The 20007-nt window shown below is 66.5% G+C and carries 20 protein-coding genes; 9 read left to right on the forward strand and 11 right to left on the reverse strand.

All coding sequences use genetic code 11. The features are described from left to right. Positions 1 to 107: 107 nt before the first annotated feature. Positions 108 to 1412 (reverse strand): ATP-dependent protease ATPase subunit HslU, encoded by a 1305-nt coding sequence (gene hslU / locus FNL56_RS01930; RefSeq protein WP_143581739.1) that lies wholly within the window; start codon positions 1410 to 1412, stop codon positions 108 to 110. Positions 1413 to 1595: 183 nt separating this feature from the next. Beyond that, entirely contained in the window at positions 1596 to 2168 is a 573-nt protein-coding gene (gene hslV, locus FNL56_RS01935; protein ID WP_143571339.1) for an ATP-dependent protease subunit HslV, read from the reverse strand. A 207-nt stretch (positions 2169 to 2375) separates the two neighbouring features. On the opposite strand from hslV, the gene hisB reads away from it, so the two are divergent. The 7 genes from hisB (at position 2376) to coaA (ending at position 7231) form a co-directional block, all read left to right on the forward strand. After that, on the forward strand, positions 2376 to 2969 hold the full coding sequence (hisB, locus tag FNL56_RS01940; RefSeq protein ID WP_143571340.1) for an imidazoleglycerol-phosphate dehydratase HisB: 594 nt from the start codon (positions 2376 to 2378) through the stop codon (positions 2967 to 2969). Between the two features lie 25 nt (positions 2970 to 2994). Beyond that, positions 2995 to 3519 (forward strand): DUF2628 domain-containing protein, encoded by a 525-nt coding sequence (locus FNL56_RS01945; RefSeq protein ID WP_143571341.1) that lies wholly within the window; start codon positions 2995 to 2997, stop codon positions 3517 to 3519. Then, positions 3516 to 4166 (forward strand): imidazole glycerol phosphate synthase subunit HisH, encoded by a 651-nt coding sequence (gene hisH / locus FNL56_RS01950; protein WP_143571342.1) that lies wholly within the window; start codon positions 3516 to 3518, stop codon positions 4164 to 4166. Before FNL56_RS01945 ends, hisH begins: the two co-directional genes overlap by 4 nt. Before the next feature lie 166 nt (positions 4167 to 4332). Next, positions 4333 to 5073, forward strand: a complete 741-nt coding sequence (hisA, locus tag FNL56_RS01955) for a 1-(5-phosphoribosyl)-5-[(5-phosphoribosylamino)methylideneamino]imidazole-4-carboxamide isomerase (protein WP_143571343.1) — start codon at positions 4333 to 4335, stop codon at positions 5071 to 5073. A gap of 8 nt (positions 5074 to 5081) precedes the next feature. Then, entirely contained in the window at positions 5082 to 5858 is a 777-nt protein-coding gene (hisF, locus tag FNL56_RS01960; RefSeq protein WP_143571344.1) for an imidazole glycerol phosphate synthase subunit HisF, read from the forward strand. Positions 5859 to 5921: 63 nt separating this feature from the next. Beyond that, the gene (locus tag FNL56_RS01965; protein ID WP_143571345.1) at positions 5922 to 6245 is read left to right on the forward strand and encodes a phosphoribosyl-ATP diphosphatase; all 324 of its coding nucleotides are present in this window, start codon (positions 5922 to 5924) and stop codon (positions 6243 to 6245) included. Between the two features lie 32 nt (positions 6246 to 6277). Further along, positions 6278 to 7231 carry a type I pantothenate kinase gene (gene coaA, locus FNL56_RS01970; protein WP_143571346.1) on the forward strand — a complete coding sequence of 318 codons (954 nt, stop codon included), beginning with the start codon at positions 6278 to 6280 and terminating at the stop codon, positions 7229 to 7231. Positions 7232 to 7365: 134 nt separating this feature from the next. Here coaA and FNL56_RS01975 read toward each other — a convergent pair whose 3' ends face one another. From FNL56_RS01975 to FNL56_RS01990, 4 genes are all read right to left on the reverse strand, one after another. Beyond that, positions 7366 to 8310, reverse strand: a complete 945-nt coding sequence (locus tag FNL56_RS01975; RefSeq protein WP_143571347.1) for a GNAT family N-acetyltransferase — start codon at positions 8308 to 8310, stop codon at positions 7366 to 7368. A 119-nt stretch (positions 8311 to 8429) separates the two neighbouring features. Next, positions 8430 to 10667 (reverse strand): ATP-binding protein, encoded by a 2238-nt coding sequence (locus FNL56_RS01980; RefSeq protein ID WP_246660831.1) that lies wholly within the window; start codon positions 10665 to 10667, stop codon positions 8430 to 8432. 161 nt (positions 10668 to 10828) lie between these two features. Beyond that, entirely contained in the window at positions 10829 to 11299 is a 471-nt protein-coding gene (locus FNL56_RS01985; RefSeq protein WP_168202835.1) for a hypothetical protein, read from the reverse strand. 155 nt (positions 11300 to 11454) lie between these two features. Next, on the reverse strand, positions 11455 to 12993 hold the full coding sequence (locus FNL56_RS01990) for a YifB family Mg chelatase-like AAA ATPase (RefSeq protein WP_143571348.1): 1539 nt from the start codon (positions 12991 to 12993) through the stop codon (positions 11455 to 11457). Positions 12994 to 13167: 174 nt separating this feature from the next. On the opposite strand from FNL56_RS01990, the gene FNL56_RS01995 reads away from it, so the two are divergent. After that, positions 13168 to 14202: a sensor domain-containing diguanylate cyclase gene (locus tag FNL56_RS01995; protein WP_143571349.1), complete on the forward strand. Its 1035-nt coding sequence runs from the start codon at positions 13168 to 13170 to the stop codon at positions 14200 to 14202. A 139-nt stretch (positions 14203 to 14341) separates the two neighbouring features. On the opposite strand, the gene gshB is transcribed toward FNL56_RS01995, so the two are convergent. The 3 genes from gshB to rsmI are packed head-to-tail and all read right to left on the reverse strand — an operon-like array spanning position 14342 to position 16673. After that, positions 14342 to 15283, reverse strand: a complete 942-nt coding sequence (gene gshB, locus FNL56_RS02000) for a glutathione synthase (RefSeq protein ID WP_143571350.1) — start codon at positions 15281 to 15283, stop codon at positions 14342 to 14344. 33 nt (positions 15284 to 15316) lie between these two features. Next, entirely contained in the window at positions 15317 to 15739 is a 423-nt protein-coding gene (locus FNL56_RS02005) for a YraN family protein (protein WP_143571351.1), read from the reverse strand. Then, positions 15726 to 16673 (reverse strand): 16S rRNA (cytidine(1402)-2'-O)-methyltransferase, encoded by a 948-nt coding sequence (gene rsmI / locus FNL56_RS02010; protein ID WP_143571352.1) that lies wholly within the window; start codon positions 16671 to 16673, stop codon positions 15726 to 15728. Before rsmI ends, FNL56_RS02005 begins: the two co-directional genes overlap by 14 nt. A gap of 233 nt (positions 16674 to 16906) precedes the next feature. Here rsmI and FNL56_RS02015 point away from each other — a divergent pair, with 233 nt between their 5' ends. Continuing rightward, positions 16907 to 18106: a penicillin-binding protein activator gene (locus tag FNL56_RS02015; RefSeq protein ID WP_143571353.1), complete on the forward strand. Its 1200-nt coding sequence runs from the start codon at positions 16907 to 16909 to the stop codon at positions 18104 to 18106. Between the two features lie 54 nt (positions 18107 to 18160). On the opposite strand, the gene hemW is transcribed toward FNL56_RS02015, so the two are convergent. Then, positions 18161 to 19321: a radical SAM family heme chaperone HemW gene (gene hemW / locus FNL56_RS02020; RefSeq protein WP_210245508.1), complete on the reverse strand. Its 1161-nt coding sequence runs from the start codon at positions 19319 to 19321 to the stop codon at positions 18161 to 18163. Beyond that, entirely contained in the window at positions 19311 to 19952 is a 642-nt protein-coding gene (rdgB, locus tag FNL56_RS02025) for an RdgB/HAM1 family non-canonical purine NTP pyrophosphatase (RefSeq protein WP_143571354.1), read from the reverse strand. The genes hemW and rdgB overlap by 11 nt, the downstream gene beginning before the upstream one ends. Between the last annotated feature and the right edge of the window lie 55 nt (positions 19953 to 20007).

Below are 20007 nucleotides of genomic sequence, written 5' to 3' on the forward strand. Positions count from 1 at the left end.
CGGCTGATGGAGACCCGGAACCTCAGCATGTTTTGCGCGCTAAACATATCGGGATTCCGGGTTCGCTCGCGCTGATGCGCTCGCGCCCCGGAATGACAACTTGGTTGCTATAAAATAAACCGGCTGAGATCCGTGTTTTTCGCGAGATCGCCGACGTGCTTCTGCACATACGCCGCGTCAACGCGGATCGTCTCGCCATGCCGGTCGGGTGCTACGAACGAGATCTCGTCGAGCACGCGCTCCATCACCGTCTGCAATCGCCGTGCGCCGATGTTCTCGACACTGGAGTTCACCGCCACCGCGACGTCGGCCAGCGCGTCGATCGCATCATCGCCGAATTCCAGCGTCACGCCTTCGGTCGCCAGCAGCGCGACATATTGCTTGATCAGCGAGGCTTCCGGCTCGGTCAGAATACGCCGCATGTCGTCGCGCGACAGCGCATTCAGCTCGACGCGGATCGGCAGGCGGCCCTGCAATTCGGGCAGCAGGTCGGAGGGTTTGGCGATGTGAAACGCGCCCGACGCGATGAACAGAATGTGGTCGGTCTTCACCGCGCCGTGCTTGGTGGAGACGGTGGTGCCCTCGATCAGCGGCAGCAGGTCGCGCTGCACGCCCTCGCGCGAGACTTCGCCGCCGCTGCGGCCATCGCGTACGCAAATCTTGTCGATCTCGTCGAGAAACACGATGCCCGAATTCTCCACGACGCTGATCGCTTCCTGCGTCAGCTGATCGCTGTCGAGCAGCTTGTCGGATTCCTCATTGACCAGCAGCTCGTGGGACGCTTCCACCGTCAGGCGTCGCGTCTTGGTGCGATTGCCCATCTTGCCGAAGATGTCGCCGATATTGATTGCGCCCATCTGCGCGCCGGGCATGCCGGGAATCTCGAACATCGACGGGCCGCCGCCGGAGGCGGTGGTCTCGATCTCGATTTCCTTGTCGTTCATCTCGCCGGCCCGCAATTTCTTGCGAAACGATTCACGGGTCGAGGGGCCCGAGCCCGGCCCGACCAGCGCATCGAGCACGCGCTCCTCGGCGGCCTGCTGCGCGCGGGCCTGCACGTCCTTGCGCTTGCGCTCGCGGGTTTGCGCGATGCCGACCTCGACGAGGTCGCGGATGATCTGCTCGACATCGCGGCCGACATAGCCGACCTCGGTAAATTTGGTGGCCTCGACCTTGATGAACGGCGCGCCGGCGAGCTTGGCCAGACGCCTGGCGATCTCGGTCTTGCCGACGCCGGTCGGGCCGATCATCAGGATGTTCTTCGGCAGCACTTCCTCGCGCAACTGGCCTGTGAGCTGCAGCCGCCGCCAGCGGTTGCGTAACGCGATCGAGACGGCGCGCTTGGCGTCGTGCTGGCCGACGATATAGCGGTCGAGTTCGCTGACGATTTCACGGGGAGAAAAGTCGGTCATAGGGCTTCGCTTTTTCTTCCTTCTCCCCTTGTGGGAGAAGGTGGCACGGCCGAAGGCCGTGACGGATGAGGGGTCACTGGGCTCGGAGTTGGTGGCACCCCTCACCCGGCCGCGCTGTCGCGCGTCCACCCTCTCCCACCTAGCGAAGCTTCGCTTCGCGCGGGGGAGAGGGGAAGTAGAGTCTCAGCTTTCCAGCGCTTCGATCGTCACGTTTCTGTTCGTGTAGACGCAAATATCCGCAGCAATATCCAGCGACTTGCGCACGATCGCCTCGGCGTCCTTGTCGGTGTCGACCAGCGCGCGCGCCGCGGCCAGCGCATAATTGCCGCCGGAGCCGATCGCCATCACGCCGGCTTCCGGCTCCAGCACGTCGCCGGTGCCGGTCAGCACCAGGGAGACGTCCTTGTCGGCGACGATCATCATGGCTTCCAGCCGGCGCAAATAGCGGTCGGTGCGCCAGTCCTTGGCGAGCTCGACGGCGGCGCGGGTCAACTGGCCGGGATATTGCTCCAGCTTGGCCTCCAGCCGCTCGAACAGCGTGAAAGCGTCGGCGGTCGCGCCGGCGAAGCCGCCGATCACGTCGCCGCGGCCGAGCTTTCGCACCTTCCGGGCGTTGGACTTGATGACGGTCTGGCCGATCGAGACCTGGCCGTCGCCGCCGATCACGACGCGGCCGCCCTTGCGGACGGTCAGGATGGTGGTGCCGTGCCAGACCGGGGACGATCCGTCATGGGAAGCCGAATAGGATGCGTTCATGGGTACCTCGTGAGCGCCTCATCTAGGCACTGCCTGCCGGCGTTGCAAATGCGGCACTTTTTCCCTCTCCGGCTTGCGGTGGAGGAAGCGACGGCGTGCGGGGATGCTCTTTTCGCTCACCATAGGTTCCGAAACCGGCCGCCCGTGGTGGCGCCTCCGTCATCACCCTGTTAAAAGGGCGCGTTTTCACTGGGTGGAGAGGGCGTCATGCGTCAGGCGACGATCAAGCGCACGACCAAGGAGACCGCCATCGAGGTCTCCGTGAACCTCGACGGCACCGGCCTGTCCGATTCGCACACCGGAATCGGGTTCTTCGACCACATGCTCGACCTCCTCGCCCGGCATTCCCGCATCGACATCACCGTCAAGGCGGTCGGCGACCTGCACGTCGATTTCCACCACACCACCGAGGATGTCGGCATCGCGCTCGGCCAGGCGGTCAAGCAGGCGCTCGGCGACATGGCCGGCATCACCCGCTATGCCGGGGTTCACATGCCGATGGACGAGACCCTGACCCGGGTCGCGATCGACATCTCCGGCCGGCCGTTCCTGGTGTTCAAATCGGCGTTCCCGACCCAGAAGATCGGCGAATTCGACACCGAGCTGGTGCGCGAATGGTTCACCGCCTTTGCCGGCAATGCGGGCGTGACTTTGCACGTCGAGACCCTATATGGCGAGAACAGCCATCATATCGCCGAATCCTGCTTCAAGGGTCTGGCGCGGGCGCTGCGCACCGCGGTCGCGATCGATCCGCGCAATGCCGGCGAAGTGCCATCTACCAAGGGGCAGCTCGGCGGCTGATTGCAGCCATCGGCGGAGAGCCATCATGCCGGTCTATACGATCCACGCGCCCCGCGCCGCCGGCTCGGAGCCGCTCGTCGCGCCGGACCGGTTCCGGTTCGTGCGCGATGGCTTTCATTTTTGGGCGTTTGCGACCAGCCTCATCTGGCTGATCTGGCACCGGCTGTGGTGGGCAACACTCGGCTATATCGTGCTGTCGGTCGTGGGCGGCATCGCGCTGGCGATGCTCGGGGCCGGTTCCGGCACCCGGCTGGTGGTGATGTTCCTGTTCGCTTTGCTGATGGGCTTCGAGGCGTCCAGCATCCGGCGCTGGACGCTGTCGCGCGGCAAATGGCTCCAGCTCGATCTCGTCGTCGCCGAGGATGAGGAAACCGCCGAGCGCCGCTTCTTCGAGCGCTGGACCACACGCCGCGAGTTCATGGGTGACACGAACGGCGTCGAGCGTGGCGGGCCACCGCCGACGCGCAATATTCCCGGCCAGTCGTTTTCCCGTCCGCCCGCGCGCGAGGAAATCATCGGCCTGTTTCCGCAACCGGGAGCTTCACGTTGAGCGTTGCTATCATCGATTACGGCTCCGGCAATCTGCACTCGGCGGCGAAAGCCTTCGAGCGCGCCGCGCGCAGCATGGCTGCCCCCGAGAAGGTCATCGTCACCCGCGATCCCGAAGCGGTGTTCCGTGCCGACCGCATCGTGCTGCCGGGCGTTGGCGCCTTCGCCGATTGCCGCAAGGGCCTGGATGCGCTGGACGGCATGGTCGATGCGATGACCGAAGCCGTGCGCGACAAGGCCAGGCCGTTTTTCGGCATCTGCGTCGGCATGCAGTTGATGGCGACGCGCGGCAAGGAGCACGTCACCACCAACGGGCTGAACTGGATCGAAGGCGACGTCGAAAGAATCGCGCCGCGCGAAGAGAATTTCAAGATCCCGCATATGGGCTGGAATACGTTGGAGATGGTGCGCGAGCATCCGGTGCTGGAGCGCCTGCCGCTCGGCGAAAAAGGCCGGCACGCTTATTTCGTGCACTCCTATCAGCTCAACGCGGTCCACGAAGCCGACGTGCTGGCGCGTGCCGAATATGGTGGACCGGTGACGGCCATCGTCGGCCGCGACACCATGATCGGCACCCAGTTTCACCCCGAAAAGAGCCAGCGCTTCGGCCTGGCTTTGATCCAGAATTTTTTGAAGTGGAAGCCGTGAGCACTTCTGTCAAAGCGGTATGGCCGCAGTGCTCCCCTCCCCCTTGCGGGGAGGGGTCGGGGGTGGGGGTCCACCAGCGACGGCACCTGCGGCTACCCCCCTCCCCGACCCTCCCCCGCAAGGGGGGAGGGAGCGACAGCGCTCTTGGTTTATGGACTATTTCATCATGATCCTCTTTCCCGCCATCGATCTCAAAAACGGCCAGTGCGTTCGCCTCGAACAGGGCGACATGGCGCGCGCCACGGTTTTCAATCTCGATCCCGCCGCGCAGGCGCGTGACTTCGAGAGCCAGGGCTTCGAATATCTCCACGTCGTCGATCTCGACGGCGCCTTCGCCGGCAAGCCGGTCAATGCGCAGGCCGTGGAAGCGATGCTCGCCACCATCAAGATGCCGGTGCAGCTCGGCGGCGGCATCCGCGATCTTGCGACCATCGAGGCCTGGCTCAGCAAGGGCATTACCCGCGTCATCATCGGCACCGCCGCGGTGCGCAATCCCGCTTTGGTGAAGGAAGCCGCGAAGAAATTTCCCGGCCGTGTCGCCGTCGGCCTCGATGCTCGTGACGGTAACGTCGCCGTCGAAGGCTGGGCCGAGACCTCGACCGTCACCGCGCTGGAAATCGCGCAGCGCTTTGAAGATGCCGGCGTCGCCGCGATCATCTTCACCGACATCGCGCGCGATGGTCTGCTCAAGGGCCTCAACCTCGACGCCACCATCGAATTGGCCGAAGCGATTGCGATTCCCGTGATCGCCTCCGGCGGCTTCGCCTCGATCGAGGACGTGAAAGCCCTGCTCAAGCCGCGTGCCCAAAAGCTCGAAGGCGCGATCTCCGGCCGCGCTTTGTACGATGGCCGGCTCGACCCCGCGGCGGCGCTGGCGCTGATCGCCTCCGCCCGCGCGGCGGCATAGGAACGACCATGTTCAAGATGCGTGTCATCCCCTGCCTCGACGTCAAGGACGGCCGCGTCGTCAAGGGCATCAATTTCGTTGACCTGCGCGACGCCGGCGATCCGGTCGAGGCGGCGATCGCCTATGATGCCGCCGGCGCCGATGAATTATGCTTTCTCGATATCAACGCGACGCATGAAAATCGCGGCACCATGATGGATGTGGTGCGGCGCACGGCCGAGGCCTGCTTCATGCCGCTGACGGTCGGCGGCGGCGTGCGCACCATCGATGATATCAAGGCGCTGCTGCGCGCCGGCGCGGACAAGGTCTCGATCAATTCGGCAGCGGTCGCCAACCGCGAATTCGTCAAAGAGGCCGCGGAAAAATTCGGCGACCAGTGCATCGTGGTGGCGATCGACGCCAAGAAGGTCGCGCGCCCCGGCGGCAGCTCACGCTGGGAGATCTTCACCCATGGCGGCCGCAAGGCGACCGGCATCGAAGCCATCGAATTCGCCCAGGAAGTGGTGTCGCTCGGCGCCGGCGAGATCCTGCTGACCTCGATGGACCGCGACGGCACCCGCTCCGGCTTCGACATTCCGCTGACCCAGGCGGTGGCCGACAGCATCAACGTGCCGGTGATCGCCTCCGGCGGCGTCGGCAATCTCGACCACCTCGTCGATGGTATCAAGGACGGCCATGCCACCGCGGTGCTGGCGGCGTCGATCTTCCATTTCGGCGAATTCACCATCCGGCAGGCCAAGGACCACATGGTCCGCGCCGGTCTGCCGATGCGGCTCGACCCGTAACCGAAACTCCGGCACGACGTCGCAACAGTCCTGCGACGTCAACGGTTGATACAGAAAGCGCCAATGGCCCGCTTTACCATCCACGATCTCGCCGCCACCATCGACGCCCGCGCCGCATCGGCGAGCGAAGCGTCCTATACCAGCAAGCTGCTCGCCAAGGGCAGCGCGCATTGCGCCAAAAAGTTCGGCGAGGAAGCGGTCGAGACCGTCATCGCCGCGGTGGCGGAGGATCGCACGCATCTCGTCAATGAAAGCGCCGACGTATTGTTTCACCTGCTGGTGCTGCTGAAGTCGCGCGACATCCCCCTCGCGGAGGTCGAGGCGGCGCTCGGCGAGCGCACCAAGATGTCCGGCCTGCAAGAAAAAGCGTCGCGTCCAAGCGACTGATCCAAGAGATCACCACACGAGGAAACTGCTTCATGGATATGCGGGCAGAGCAGCAATACAATCCGTACCGGACCTTCTCGCGCGAGCAATGGGCAGCGTTGCGCGACGATACGCCGATGACGCTGGAAGCCGGCGAGATCGCCGCATTGCGCTCGATGTATGACCGGCTCGATCTGAAAGAGGTCGAGGAGATCTATCTGCCGCTGTCGCGGCTGTTGTCGATCTACGTCACCGCGACGCAACGGCTGTATTACGCGCAGCGCAGGTTTCTCGGCATCGAGGACCGCAAGATGCCCTATATCATCGGCGTCGCCGGCTCGGTCGCAGTCGGCAAGTCGACCACCGCGCGCGTGCTGCAGGCGCTCCTGGCGCGCTGGGGCGCCAAGCCGAAGGTCGACCTCGTCACCACCGACGGCTTCCTGTTTCCCAATGCGGTACTGGAGCGCCAGGGCCTGATGCAGAAGAAGGGCTTTCCGGAAAGCTACGACCTGCCGACGCTGCTGGCCTTCCTCAGCGACATCAAGGCCGGCCGCTCGCCGGTCCGCGCGCCGCTGTATTCGCATCTCACCTATGACGTGATTCCGAACAAGTGGCAGGAGGTCGATCAGCCCGACATCCTGATCGTCGAGGGCGTCAACGTGCTGCAGACCGGCCGCCTGCCACGCGACGGTCGCGCGGTGCCGGTGGTCTCGGACTTCTTCGATTTCTCGGTGTTCATCGACGCCGAGGAGCCGGTGCTGCGCGACTGGTATGTGCGGCGCTTCCTGGCGCTGCGCGATACCGCCTTCCACGACCCGCGCTCCTACTTTCACCGCTACGCGCCGCTGTCGGACGAGGAAGCCACGGCGACCGCGCTGGCGATCTGGGAACGCACCAATCTGGCCAATCTCGAAGACAACATCCTGCCGACACGGCCAAGGGCGACGCTGATCCTGACCAAGGGCGCGGACCATGTCGTGGAGAACGTGGCGCTGCGGCGACTCTGACTGTCATTCCGGGGCGTGTGCAGACGGCGAAGCCGGCTGAACACGAACCCGGAATCCCGGCATGTTCATCGTCCCACGAGGAGATTCCGGGTTCGCTCGCAGCTGACGCTGCTCTCGCCCCGGAATGACAGTTTTTAAGCCGCCCTCGCCTCGCCGCCAAAATGCTCGATATATTTCGCGCCGATCGCGGCCACCGGCATCACGATCAGCACGTCGGTGGTGCCGAACTGGTGATCTATCACCGCGCCGTCGCCGATATGGGCGCCGAGCCGCAGATAGCCCTTGATCAGCGGCGGCAGCATTCGCATCGCCGCCTTGGCGTCCACCGCCTCTTTCGGCATCCGGTTCATCTCGACGTAACGCTGCGGATGCGCCCGCGCGCGCCAGGCTTCCGGAGCGCGGGCGTGGTGATGCAGGAACGACAGCGGCAGCGCCAGGCGGTCCGGGTCGGTGCCCTCGAAGCTGGCGCAGCCGATCATGACGTCGAAGTGGTTCTGCTTCACATAACTCCAGATGCCCTGCCACAACAGCTCGACGGTGCGCTTGTTGCGGTAGCGCGGCAGCACGCAAGAGCGGCCGAGTTCGAGGAAGCGCAGGCCGGCGTGACGCTCGATCATGCCCGAGAGGTCGAACTCGTTGTCGGTGTAGAAGCCGCCATGTTTGATCGCGGTCTCGTGGCGCAGCAGGCGATAGGTGCCGACCACCGGCTGCCGGCCGGACAGAGTCGGCTTCGCCGCGTGATCGATCACCATCAGATGGTCGCAGATCTTGTCGAAGGCGTCCTTGTCACGCTGCGCCAGTATCGCGGCGGCGTCGGCGATCGCGCTGCCGTCCTTGTAGAACACCTTGTAGCGCAGCTTCTGGGCGCGTTTGACGTCGCGCTTGTCCTGCGCGAGGCGGACTTCCAGCGGTCCCATCCGGCCGAGCGACACCGGCGGGTGCGGAAAGCGGATCGGCGATGCAAAACCAAGCGGTGGCTTGAACCAGGTGATCGCGCTATGCGCGGCGGCGCCCATGGTGTGAGGCCGCAGCATCTGCATGAAGCCGGATTTCGCGGGCGTCGTCTGGTCGCCGTGCATGGCCATTCCTCGTGGCCGCGACTGCCGAATCACGTCGGCGCGGCCTTCAGGACAGCAACATCACGCCGGCTGAACAGCCGTATGACGGCAGCATCAACGGCATGTGACGGCGCGCGGTACTACGCCGCCACGGGCCGCGCTATCGCCAGTTCGGCCAGCGCGAGGGCGAGCTTGTCGCGGTCGAGCGGCTTGACCAGGAAGCCGTCCATGCCGGCCTCGAAACAGGCCGAGCGGTCCTCGGCCTGGGTGTTGGCGGTCAGCGCCAGGATTGGCGTCCGCCGGCCTTCGCCGGACTCGCAAGCGCGGATCCGTTTCGTCGCCTCGATGCCATCCAGCCGCGGCATCTGGATGTCCATCAGCACGAGGTCGTAGGGCGTGCCGTCGCTCTGCGCGGCGAGCCAGCCTTGCAGCGCGTCTTCGCCATTGCTGGTGATGAGGGCGCGGTGCCCGAGCCGCGTCAGCAGCGCGCGCATCAAGAGCGCGTTGATCTCATTGTCTTCGGCGACCAGGATCGACAGGCTCGGCGCCGTGGGCGTTGCGGTCGCCGTGACCGGGGCGGGATCGTCGATCAGGGAAGGCGGCGCGGGATCGGCCTGCAGCGTCAGCCGTGCCGCCAGCGAGGCGGCGCGCAGCGGCTTGACGAGGTAGCCGGTCAGCGCGGTGGCCTCGGCGGGCGGCAATTCGTGGCGCATCGCCGGGGTGAACATCACGATGCGCTGCGCCGCATGGACGGTAGCTGCGGCGGCGAGGCGCTCGACCTCGGCGGGGCCCAGCGCCCGGTCGATCAGCATCGCGTGCCACGGCCGCTCCGGCAGCAATGCCTGCGCCACCGCGAGATCCGACACCAGGCAGGTCTGGGCGCCCCAGCGCTGCAGCCGCCGCGCGGTCAGCGCGGCCTCGATACCTTGCGGCGCCACCAGCAGGACCGACTGGCCTGCAAGGTCCGGCGCGTCGAACGGGGCGGCGTCGCCCTCGGTGGCCGCCGCGAGCGGGATCGACGCTTCAAAGGTCGAACCGACGCCGGGCTCGCTTTGCAGCGTGATGCGGCCGCCCATTCGTTTGACGATACGCTCGCTGATATTGAGGCCGAGCCCGGTGCCGCCATAGTTTCGCGCGGTGGCTTCGGTGGCCTGCTCGAATTCGCGGAAGATGCGCTGCTGCGCCTCCGGCGCGATGCCGATGCCGGTATCGCGAACCAGGAAGCTGATTTCGCCGGGAAGCTCGCCTCGCTCGACGATCAGCGCGACGCCGCCCTCCGAGGTAAACTTGATGGCGTTGCCGGCGAGGTTGAGCAGCACCTGGCGCAGCCGCGCGGCGTCGCCCATCACCTGCAGCGGCAGCCGCTCGTCGACATAGGCCGCGATCTCCAGCGCGCGGGCCTGGGCGCGTGGCGCCAGGAGTTCGGTGATGTCCTCGATCAGCGCGGCGAGCTGGAACGGGCGATGTTCGAGGTCTATTTTGCCGGCCTCGATCTTGGAATAGTCCAGCAGCTCCTCGATCAGTGCCAGCAGCGCATCACCCGAGGTCTTTACCGCGCGGGCGTAGGTCGCCTGCTCCGGCGTGAGCGAGGTGTCGAGCAGCAGTCCGCTCATGCCGATGATGCCGTTCAGCGGTGTACGGATTTCGTGGCTGGCCATCGCCAGGAAACGCGATTTGGCATGGTTGGCGGCGGTGGCGAGATCGCGGGCCTCGGCGATCTCGCGTTTGCGTTCGGTGCGATCGGTGACGTCGCGGCCGACGCATTGCAGCTCGGCGGGTTGACCGGCATCGGCGCGCACCAGGCCTTCGCGCCAGGCGATCCAGCGCGACCCCTGCGCAGTCGCGATCTTCTGGTCGTGGATGCGGGTGCCGTTCGGCTCGGTGGCAAGCTCGCCCTGCTCTTGCACATCCATGGTGAAGGCGCTGCCGAGCAGTTCGTCGCGCGACCGCGCCGCCAGCTTGCAATAGGCGTCGTTGGCAAAGCTGATGCGGTCGTTGGAGTCGCGGATTACGATCAGGTCGCCTTGCGCCTCGAACAGATAGCGCGCGTGCTGTTCGGCTTCCTGCAGTTCCCAATTGCGATCGACCAGCGATTCATTATGTGCCGCGAGCAGGCGCAGCCGCCTCGCCATGAAGCGCAGCTTCATGCTCAAGGTCGCCAGCGCCACGCAGGCGACCGCGAACAGGAAGCTCGCGCCGATCGCGAAAGCGTGCGGATCGTAGCCGGAATTCTCCGCCGTGCTGCCGGCAATGAAACCATAAGCGCCACCGAACGCGGCCGAGAACATCAGGAAGCTGCGGACCGCGGCCACCAGCCGGGGATGGCGTCGCGCAAAGCGGCGCCACCGAGCCTTGATCCGAAAAACCCGTCCTGTCACCGATCCACCCCACCTGCCGGCATCGATGGGCCGGCCTCCGCGCGCACGCGGGACACGGCGCACGGACTTGGGGACAATGGGCGGATGACCTTGCCAAGTGCTTGCGGAGCGCAGCCGCCGCTACCAACCGATGACAGGGTGGTTAGCGATTGGCTAACGGGCTACAGCGCGGCCTGCGCCATCCGGCCGTGGCCGGCACGGGCGGCGACGATCAGGGCCGCGGCATCGCGCGGCGTGAAGCTGCGGGACTGCACGAAGATCCGGTAGTCGGCGTCGCCGTCGCCGGACAGATAGATCACCGGCGCGGTCGCGGTTGCGGCGATGGCCGGGGAAATCGCGATGAAGCGCGTCGCGGCGGTGACGGCGCAGGCGCCCGCATCCGCGCTGTCGATATCATCGACCATGGCAAAGTCTGCGGCGTCGGCGCTGTCGACGATCTGCACCCGCACGGTCGCCTGGCCGGGATCGTCGGTGAAGGCGACGTAGCTTGCCGCCTGCCACGGCACGGTCGCCAGCTGCACCGAGCCTTCGGCGGTGGCGATACAGGGATGCGAGGCCGCGAAATCGCTGCGCGCAAAAACCGCGGCCAGCAGCAGCGGAAGGGTGGAAGCCAGAATCTTCAAACGCAACATGACGCGGCACTCGCCCTTGGCCCCGGAAATGCGGGCTATGGTGAGCGAAGCGTAAAGGAAACTCGTTACCATCGAGTTGACGGTAACTCCGCCTCAACCTCGATCGGGTTGCCCTCGCAAGCGGTGGTGCATTCCACAGGTCGCGTGTTCCGGCGTTACGCCGCGCGGCGGGAATCGTCGGCGAGCGCGCGGTACGACAGCGATTCGGCGAGATGCAGCCGGCCGATCATGTCGGCGCCGTCGAGATCGGCGAGCGTGCGGGCGACGCGCAGCACGCGATGATAGCCGCGCGCAGACAGTTTCATGGTGACGGCGGCATCGCGCAGCAGCGCCAGCCCCGCCGCATCCGGCTGCGCCACCGCTTCCAGCACCGCGGCCGGTGCCGTCGCATTGGTGCGGATGTTCCTCAGCCCCGCCGCGGCATAGCGCGCCGCCTGGATATCGCGCGCGGCTTTGACGCGGGCGGCCACTTCGGCGGAGCCTTCGGCCGGCGGCGGCAGGATCAGGTCGGCGGCGGTCACGGCCGGCACCTCGATGCGCAGATCGATGCGGTCCATCAAGGGCCCGGAAATGCGCGATTGATAGTCTCCGGTGCAACGCTCGATGCGGCCGCGGTGGCAGGCGTAGCCCGGCTCGAAGGCGTGGCCGCAGCGGCACGGATTCATCGCCGCGACCAGCATGAAGCGCGCGGGATAGGTGACGCGGTGGTTGGCGCGCGACACCGCGACCTCGCCATTCTCCATCGGCGCGCGCAGCGAATCCAGCACGCGCGGATCGAATTCCGGCAGTTCGTCGAGAAACAGGACGCCGTGATGCGCCAGCGAGATTTCGCCGGGCCGGGCGCGCATGCCGCCGCCGGTCAGCGCGGCCATGCTCGCAGAGTGGTGCGGCGCGCGGAATGGCCGCCGCGCGGTCAGCGCGCCGTCCTTGATCTCGCCGGCCACCGAGGCGATCATCGATACTTCCAGCAATTCGGTCGGCGACAGTGGCGGCAGGATCGACGGCAATCGCGCCGCCAGCATCGACTTGCCGGCGCCGGGCGAGCCGGCCATCAGCAAATGATGGCCGCCTGCCGCGGCAATTTCCAGCGCGCGCTTGGCGCTCTCCTGGCCCTTGATATCGCGCAGGTCGAGTAGCGCGGTTTCGCGCTCATACATTTTCGGCTGTGGCCGTGACAGCACCTGGGTGCCCTTGAAATGGTTGGCGAGCTGGATCAGCGAGGAGGCCGCGATGATCTCGATATCGGGGCTCGCCCACGCCGCCTCGGCGCCGCAGGCGGCCGGGCAGATCAGGCCCTCGTCGCGCGCATTGGCGCCGATCGCCGCCGGCAGTACGCCCGCGACCGGCGCGATCGACCCGTCGAGGCCGAGTTCGCCGAGCACCGTGAAGCCGGCCAGGGCGTCGGCCGGAATCGCGCCGATCACGCCCATCAGCCCGAGCGCGATCGGCAGGTCGTAATGGCTGCCCTCCTTCGGCAGATCCGCCGGCGCCAGATTGACGATGATGCGCCGCGCCGGCAGCGCCAGCCCGGAGGCGACCAGCGCCGCCCGCACCCGCTCGCGCGCTTCCGACACTGCCTTGTCCGGCAGCCCGACGATCAGGAAATTTGGCAGGCCGGGCACGACCTGGACCTGAACGTCGACGGCGCGGGCCTCGATGCCCTCGAATGCGACGGTAGATACGCGCTGTACCATCTCAAGCTCCCCAGCCAAGGCAATAGTAACCGAAGGTTGCGGGTTGGCAAGAACGTTGAGTGAACGTTCAGAGATTGGTGCGGCGCGGAGTCGCGCGATCATTTTGTAAAGATTTTGTTAAAGCGGCCATGCGACGCTCGCCGGACAATAGCACCTCCCTGAAGCCCTACTGAAATGTCCGATCCATTGCCCAGGCCTTCGGATACCGCCGGTGACGCCGAGCTGATTGCTTCCCTGCGGGAGCAATTGGCGGCGCAGAACGCGTTGATTGCCGAGCAAGCCGCCTCGCTCGCGCACAGCCAGAAGATCTTCGATCGTTCCTCCAAGGCGGCCCGGATCGGGGTCTGGGAATGCACGCTGGCCGATGAATCGCTGGTCTGGACCGACGTCGTCTACGATCTCTTCGACCAGGAGCGCGGCACGCCGCTCGACCGCGCCGTGACGCTGCAATGCTATCCGGAGGAGTCGCTGCGCGCGCTGAGCCAGGCGCGCAACCAGGCGATCGAGGACCGCACTGGCTTCAGCCTGGAGACCGAGATCGTCACCCCCCGCGGCAACCGGCGCTGGATCCGGATCACCGCCACGGTGGAATGCGTCGATGGCGTCGCGGTGCGGATCTTCGGCATGAAGCAGGACATCACCGAAGAGAAGATCATGGCGGACCGCAACCGCTACCTCGCCGAGTTCGACGCCATGACCGGGCTGGCGAACCGCAGCCGGTTTCAGGCGAAACTGGCCGAACTGGGCGCCATCCGGGCGACCAAGCCATTCGGTGCGCTGCTCTTGATCGACCTCGACGAGTTCAAGTCGGTCAACGACAGTTGCGGCCACGCCGCCGGCGACGAGTGCCTGCGCGAGGCGGCTGAGCGCATCGGCGACATCTGCGCCGGCGCTGACCTCGTGGCGCGGATCGGTGGCGACGAATTCGCCGTCATGCTCGGAACGCAGCTTTCTCTTGCAGATATATCGCAGATCGCCGCGGCGATCGTCGCGGAGATGGAACGCCCGGTGCTGTTTCGCGGTCGCCCGCTGCAGCTCGGCGCCTCGGTCGGCGTCGCAATGGTCGACGACTGCACGCCGACGCAGCTATTCGCGATGGCCGATGCCGCGCTCTACGCCGCCAAGAACGCCGGCCGCGGCACGTTCCGGATCCACCAGCCCGGCTCCGGCCAGCGCGCCAGCCGACCCTGCCAGCCTCACGCCGCCTGAGGCGGCGCGGCGTGCGCCGCGACGGGACGACCACCGGCTCCCGATTCCGTGCGTACCCGCATATTCACGTTTATCGGCGTTGCGATGACGCTGCTTCTTCACCCTCCCCTTTTGAAGGGGGGGGGAGGCGGCGATCTACTCAGCGACGCTTCGCTTCCACGACGTCCCAGAACTTCGCCGCGACGTTCGGGCCGCCGAGCTTGGCGATGGCGCGGATGCCGGTCGGTGACGTGACATTGATCTCGGTGAGGTGGCCATCGATCACGTCGATGCCGACGAACAGCAGACCGCGCTCGCGTAGTGCGGGTCCCACGCGCTCGCAGATCTCGCGCTCGCGCGGCGACAGCTCGGTCTCTTTCGCCGCCCCGCCGCGCACCATGTTGGAGCGCAGATCATCTTCGGCCGGCACGCGGTTCACGGCACCGGCGAATTCGCCGTCGATCAGGATGATGCGCTTGTCGCCGTGCTTCACTTCCGGGAGGAAGCGCTGGATCACCCACTGCTCCTTGAAGGTGACGGCGAACATGTCGTAGAGCGAGCCGAAATTCATGTCCTGCGGCAGCACGCGAAACACCGCAGCGCCGCCATGGCCGTGCAGCGGCTTCATCACCACCGCGCCGTGCTCTTTCCGGAACGCGTTGATCTCTTCCATGTCGCGCGAGATCAGCGTCGGCGGCATCAGATCCGAAAAGCCCATCACGAAAATCTTTTCCGGCGCGTTGCGCACGCTCGCCGGATTGTTGACCACCAGCGTCTTGGGATGAATCCGCTCCAGGAGATGCGTCGAAGTGATGTAGGCCATGTCGAATGGCGGGTCCTGCCGCAGCAGCACCACGTCAAAACTTTCCATCGCGGTGCGGACGGGTTCGCCGAGCGTGAAGTAGTCGCCTTCGGCGTCGCGCACGGTCAACTTCTGCACCGGCGCCACCAGATCATTGCCGCGCAGCGACAGTCGGTCCGGGGTGTAATAGGACAGCGCGTGGCCGCGCTTCTGCGCCTCCAGCAGCATCGCGAAGGTCGAATCGCCCTTGTGGTTGATGCGCGCGATGGGGTCCATCTGGACGGCGATGTTCAAGGGCATGGGGTCAGTCCGGGGTTGTGATCGGGGCGGGGGTCAGCAGCTGGCGTCGAATGCCGCTAACAGATGGCGTGGCAGGTGGCCGGGCGCAATCATCATGACGTCGAAGCGCAGCTCTAATTCGGCATGTTCGGGATGGGCCTGTAGCCAGGCCGAAGCAGCGTCGCTGATCCGTGCCTGCTGCCGCGGCGTCACGGCATAGGCGGCTTCATCGAGCGTGGCACGGGCCTTGACCTCGACAAAGGCGATCAGGTCGCGTTTGCGGGCGACGATGTCGATCTCGCCATAGGGGGTGCGAAACCGTCGCGCCAGGATGCGATAGCCCTTGGCCAGCAGCATCGCCGCGGCGCGGCTTTCGGCGGAGAGGCCGGTGTTGAACGCGGCGACGCGCTCGGGCGCGGCCGCCTTCTTGACCTTGGGCGCGGCCTTGGCAGGCGCGGCGTCGTCAGTCTTCGCCATCGCCGCCTTCCTTCTGGATCTCCAGGGCGCGGGCATAGATCTCGCGGCGCGGCCGGCCGGACAGTTCGACCGCATTGGCCACGGCATCCTTGACGCTGTCATGCTGCAGCGAGGCGCGCAGCAAGGCGTCGAGGTCGTCGGTGGTCATCGCCTGCGCGCCGGCCTCCGGCGGGCCGATCACCAGCACGAACTCGCCGCGGGTCTCCAGCTCGCCGGCGACCGCAGCTAGTTCTGAGATTTTGGCGCGCCGCACCTCTTCATGCATCTTGGTGAGTTCGCGGCAGATCGCGGCGTCGCGCGTGCCCATGATGCCGGCGAGATCGGCCAGCGTGTCCTGCACCCGGTTGCCGGAATCGAACATCACCAGCGTGGCGTCGATTCGCGACAGCTCGGTGAGCCGCGCGCGGCGCGCCATCTGCCGCGACGGCAGGAAGCCTTCGAAGAAAAACCGGTCGGTCGGCAGCGCTGCCACGGCTAAGGCTGCCAGCACCGAGGACGGGCCGGGCAGGGCGATCACGCTGAAGCCGGCGGCGGCGACCTCGCGCACCAGCTTGAAGCCGGGGTCCGAGATCAGCGGCGTGCCCGCGTCCGACACCAGCGCGATGGAGGCGCCCTGCGCCAGCTTTTCCAGGATTTTCGGCCGCGCCTGTTCGGCATTGTGCTCGTGATATTGCTTGAGCTGGCCCGAGATCGAATAGCGCTCGGTCAGCCGGCGCGTGATCCTTGTGTCCTCGCAGGCGATGATGTCGCAGCCGGCGAGCGTCTCCAGCGCGCGGATCGTGATGTCGCCGAGATTGCCGATCGGGGTGGCGACCAGATGCAGTCCGGGCGCCGCCTTCGGCGCGGTCAGCAGATGGCCGGCAATGGCGAAGGTCCGGCCGGCGGAGGCCGGGACGTCGTCGGGCGGGGTGGTTGGAAGCGGTGTGGGATGCATCCCGGCAATGTAGAGCGAAATGCCGGGTAAAGGCAGCCCTCTCGGTGGCCCGCCCGAAAGAGGCCATTATGCCGGCGTTCATCTCCGCTATGCCAGAAACGGACGGTTACGGGGTAGGGCTGAACATACGCTTTTGTTTTGGTTAACTAATCACCGACAATATATCTGAATCCGGCGCCATTCCGATGGCGGCGGGGGATGGCCGACCGCGGTCGGCCAAGAGAAGAGTAGCGATGGCCGATCCGTTCATTCCCATAACCCCGCGCATGGGCGCGACCCGGCGGACGGCGCTCGGCCTGCTGCTCGGCACCCCCCTGCTCGGCGCCTGCGCCGGCGTGCAGTCATCGCTGACCAGCGGTTTCGGCGGTCCGGCCACGCCGGCGGGTCCGGCCCAGCAGCCGCTGGCCGTCGGTACCGGCCAGGTCAAGGTCGGGCTGATCCTGCCGCTGTCGGCGTCGGGGAATGCCGGCGTCGCCGCGCAATCGATGAAGAACGCCGCCGAAATGGCGCTGGCGGAATTCCAGAATCCCAATATCCAGCTTCTGATCAAGGACGATGCCGGCTCGGCGCAGGGCGCGGGGCAGGGCACCCAGCAGGCGCTCGATGAAGGCGCCGAGATCATCCTAGGCCCGCTGTTCGCGCTTTCGGTGCCGGCGACCGCCAATCTGACCCGCGCCCGCAACGTGCCGGTGATCGCCTTCTCGACCGACGCCAGCGTCGCCGGGCGCGGCGTCTATCTCCTGAGCTTCCTGCCGGAATCCGACGTCAACCGCATCGTCGATTATGCCGCCGGCACCGGCAAGAAATCCTTCGCCGCGATGCTGCCGGAAAATGCCTATGGCAATGTGGTGGAAGCCGCCTTCAAGCAGGCCGTGGCGCGCAAGGGCGGCCGCATCGTCGCCTTCGAGAAATATGGCGCAGACCGCTCGGCGGTCGCGGGCCGCATTGCCGCGGCGCTGGGCGGGGCCGACGCGCTGTTCCTGGCCGACGACGGCGACGCGGTGGTCGCCACCGCCGACGCGCTGACCGCGGCCGGCGCCAATCTGCGCAACATCCAGTTGCTCGGCACCGGCCTGTGGGACAATCCGCGGGTTTTCGCCAGCGCGTCGCTGCAGGGCGGTCTCTATGCCGCGCCCGATCCGGCGGGCTTCCGCGCCTTTGCCGGCCGCTACCGCACCAAATTCGGCGCCGAGCCGGTTCGTACCGCGACATTGGCCTATGACGCGGTGGCGCTGGTCGCCGCGTTGGCGCGTACCCAGGGCGGCACGCGCTTCGCGCCGGACGTGCTGACCAATCCTTCAGGCTTCGCCGGCATCGACGGCCTGTTCCGCTTCCGCTCCGACGGCAGCAACGATCGCGGCCTCGCCGTCATGCGCGTGGCCAGCGGTAGTGGGCAATCGGTGGCCGGTTCGCCGAAGAGTTTCGGGGCGTAGGTTGCTCCCTCTCCCGCTTGCGGGAGAGGGGACGCGAGTCGCTGACAGAACGAGTTACGCCGCCAGGTCCGCGACCACCGCATCGAGCACCGGAAAGCCCTCCTGCGTCACCCGCAGGCGGCCGTTGTCATCGACCACGATGGCGCCTTCGTCGCGCAGGATGCGGATGCGGTCGGGATCGAGGGCGCGGCCGGACAACGCCTTGTAGCGCGCGGGGTCGATGCCTTCGCCGAGCCGCAGCCCCATCAGCAAAAATTCGTCGGCGCGTTCTTCGCTGTTGAGGATATCGTCGGTGATGACGCCGTGGCCGGTGGCCTCGACGCGCATCAGCCAGGTCTCCGGGCGCTTCTCGGTGGCGATGGCGTGGCGCAGGCCGTCGATATCAAGCCGGCCGTGCGCGCCGGGGCCGACGCCGGCATATTCCTGACCGCGCCAGTAGACGAGGTTGTGCTTGCACTGCGCGCCGGGGCGCGCGTGGTTGGAAATCTCGTAGGACGGCAGCCCCATCTGTGCACAGACATCCTGCGTCACGTCGTAGAGAATGCGCGACATGTCCTCGTTCGGGGTCTTCAGCTTGCCGGCGGCGTGCAGGCCGAAGAACGGCGTGCCTTCCTCGATCGTCAGCTGGTACAGCGACAGATGTTCGGCGGCCTCGGAAATCGCCAGCTTGAGCTCACTGGTCCACATCGCAGCGGTCTGGTCGGGTCGCGCATAGATCAGGTCGAACGAATAGCGATCGAACACGCTGCGCGCGATCGCGACCGCGTCCAGCGCCTCGCGCGCGCTGTGCAGCCGGCCGAGCGATTTCAGCGAGGCGTCGTCGAGCGCCTGGACGCCGAGCGAGACGCGGTTGACGCCGGCGTCGCGGTAGCCGCGAAACCGCGTGGCATCGACCGAGGTCGGATTGGCCTCCATTGATACTTCAACGTCGGGGGAGACACGCCAGTGGCGGCCGATCGATTCCAGAATGGCGCCAACCGTCTTCGGCTGCATCAGCGAGGGCGTGCCGCCGCCGAGAAAGATCGAGGTCACTTCGCGGCCCGGCGTGCGCGCCGCGGTGGTCGCGATCTCGCGTTCGAACGCGCGGGCAAAACGCTCCTCGTCGATCGGCTGATGCCGCACATGGCTGTTGAAATCGCAATACGGGCACTTCGACAGGCAGAACGGCCAGTGCACATAGACGCCGAAGGCGGGCTGCAGTCCCTCAGCTTGGATCAAGGCAGATCTCCGCGAGTTTGACGAAGGCTTTTGCGCGATGCGACAGGCCCTGGCCTTGCGGCGGCAGGCCGTGCTTTTCGATGGCGGTCATTTCGCCGTAGGTCCGGGTATGGCCGTCGGGCTGGAACGAGGGGTCGTAGCCGAAGCCGGCGTCGCCGCGCACCGGCCACACCAGCGTGCCATGGGCATGCGCCTCGACCTGCTCGAGATGGCCGTCCGGCCAGGCGACGCACAGAGCGGAGACGAAATGCGCCTTGCGCCGGTCGGGCGTGGTGGCGCCGCGCTCCTGCAGCAGGCGCTCGATCCGCGCCATCGCGGCCGCGAAATCCTTGCTCTCGCCGGCCCAGCGCGCGGAAAGGATGCCCGGCGCGCCGTCCAGCGCATCGACGCAGAGGCCGGAATCGTCGGCAAAGGCGGGAAGGTTTGCGACGTTAGCTGCGGCAATCGCCTTGATGGCCGCGTTGGCCTGGAAGGTGTCGCCGGTCTCGTCGGGTTCGGCGAGGCCGAGCTCGCCGGCCGATACCGCCTCGATGCCATAGGGCGCCAAGAGTTCGCGCATCTCGGCCAGCTTGCCGGGATTATGCGTGGCGATCACGAGACGGCCGGTGATTCGGCGATGCTGGGCCATGGGAGAATCTTAGTCCGTAGCCCGGATGGAGCGAAGCGCAATCCGGGGCCAGCGT

Source organism: Tardiphaga sp. vice304 (assembly GCF_007018905.1).
Classification (GTDB): domain Bacteria; phylum Pseudomonadota; class Alphaproteobacteria; order Rhizobiales; family Xanthobacteraceae; genus Tardiphaga.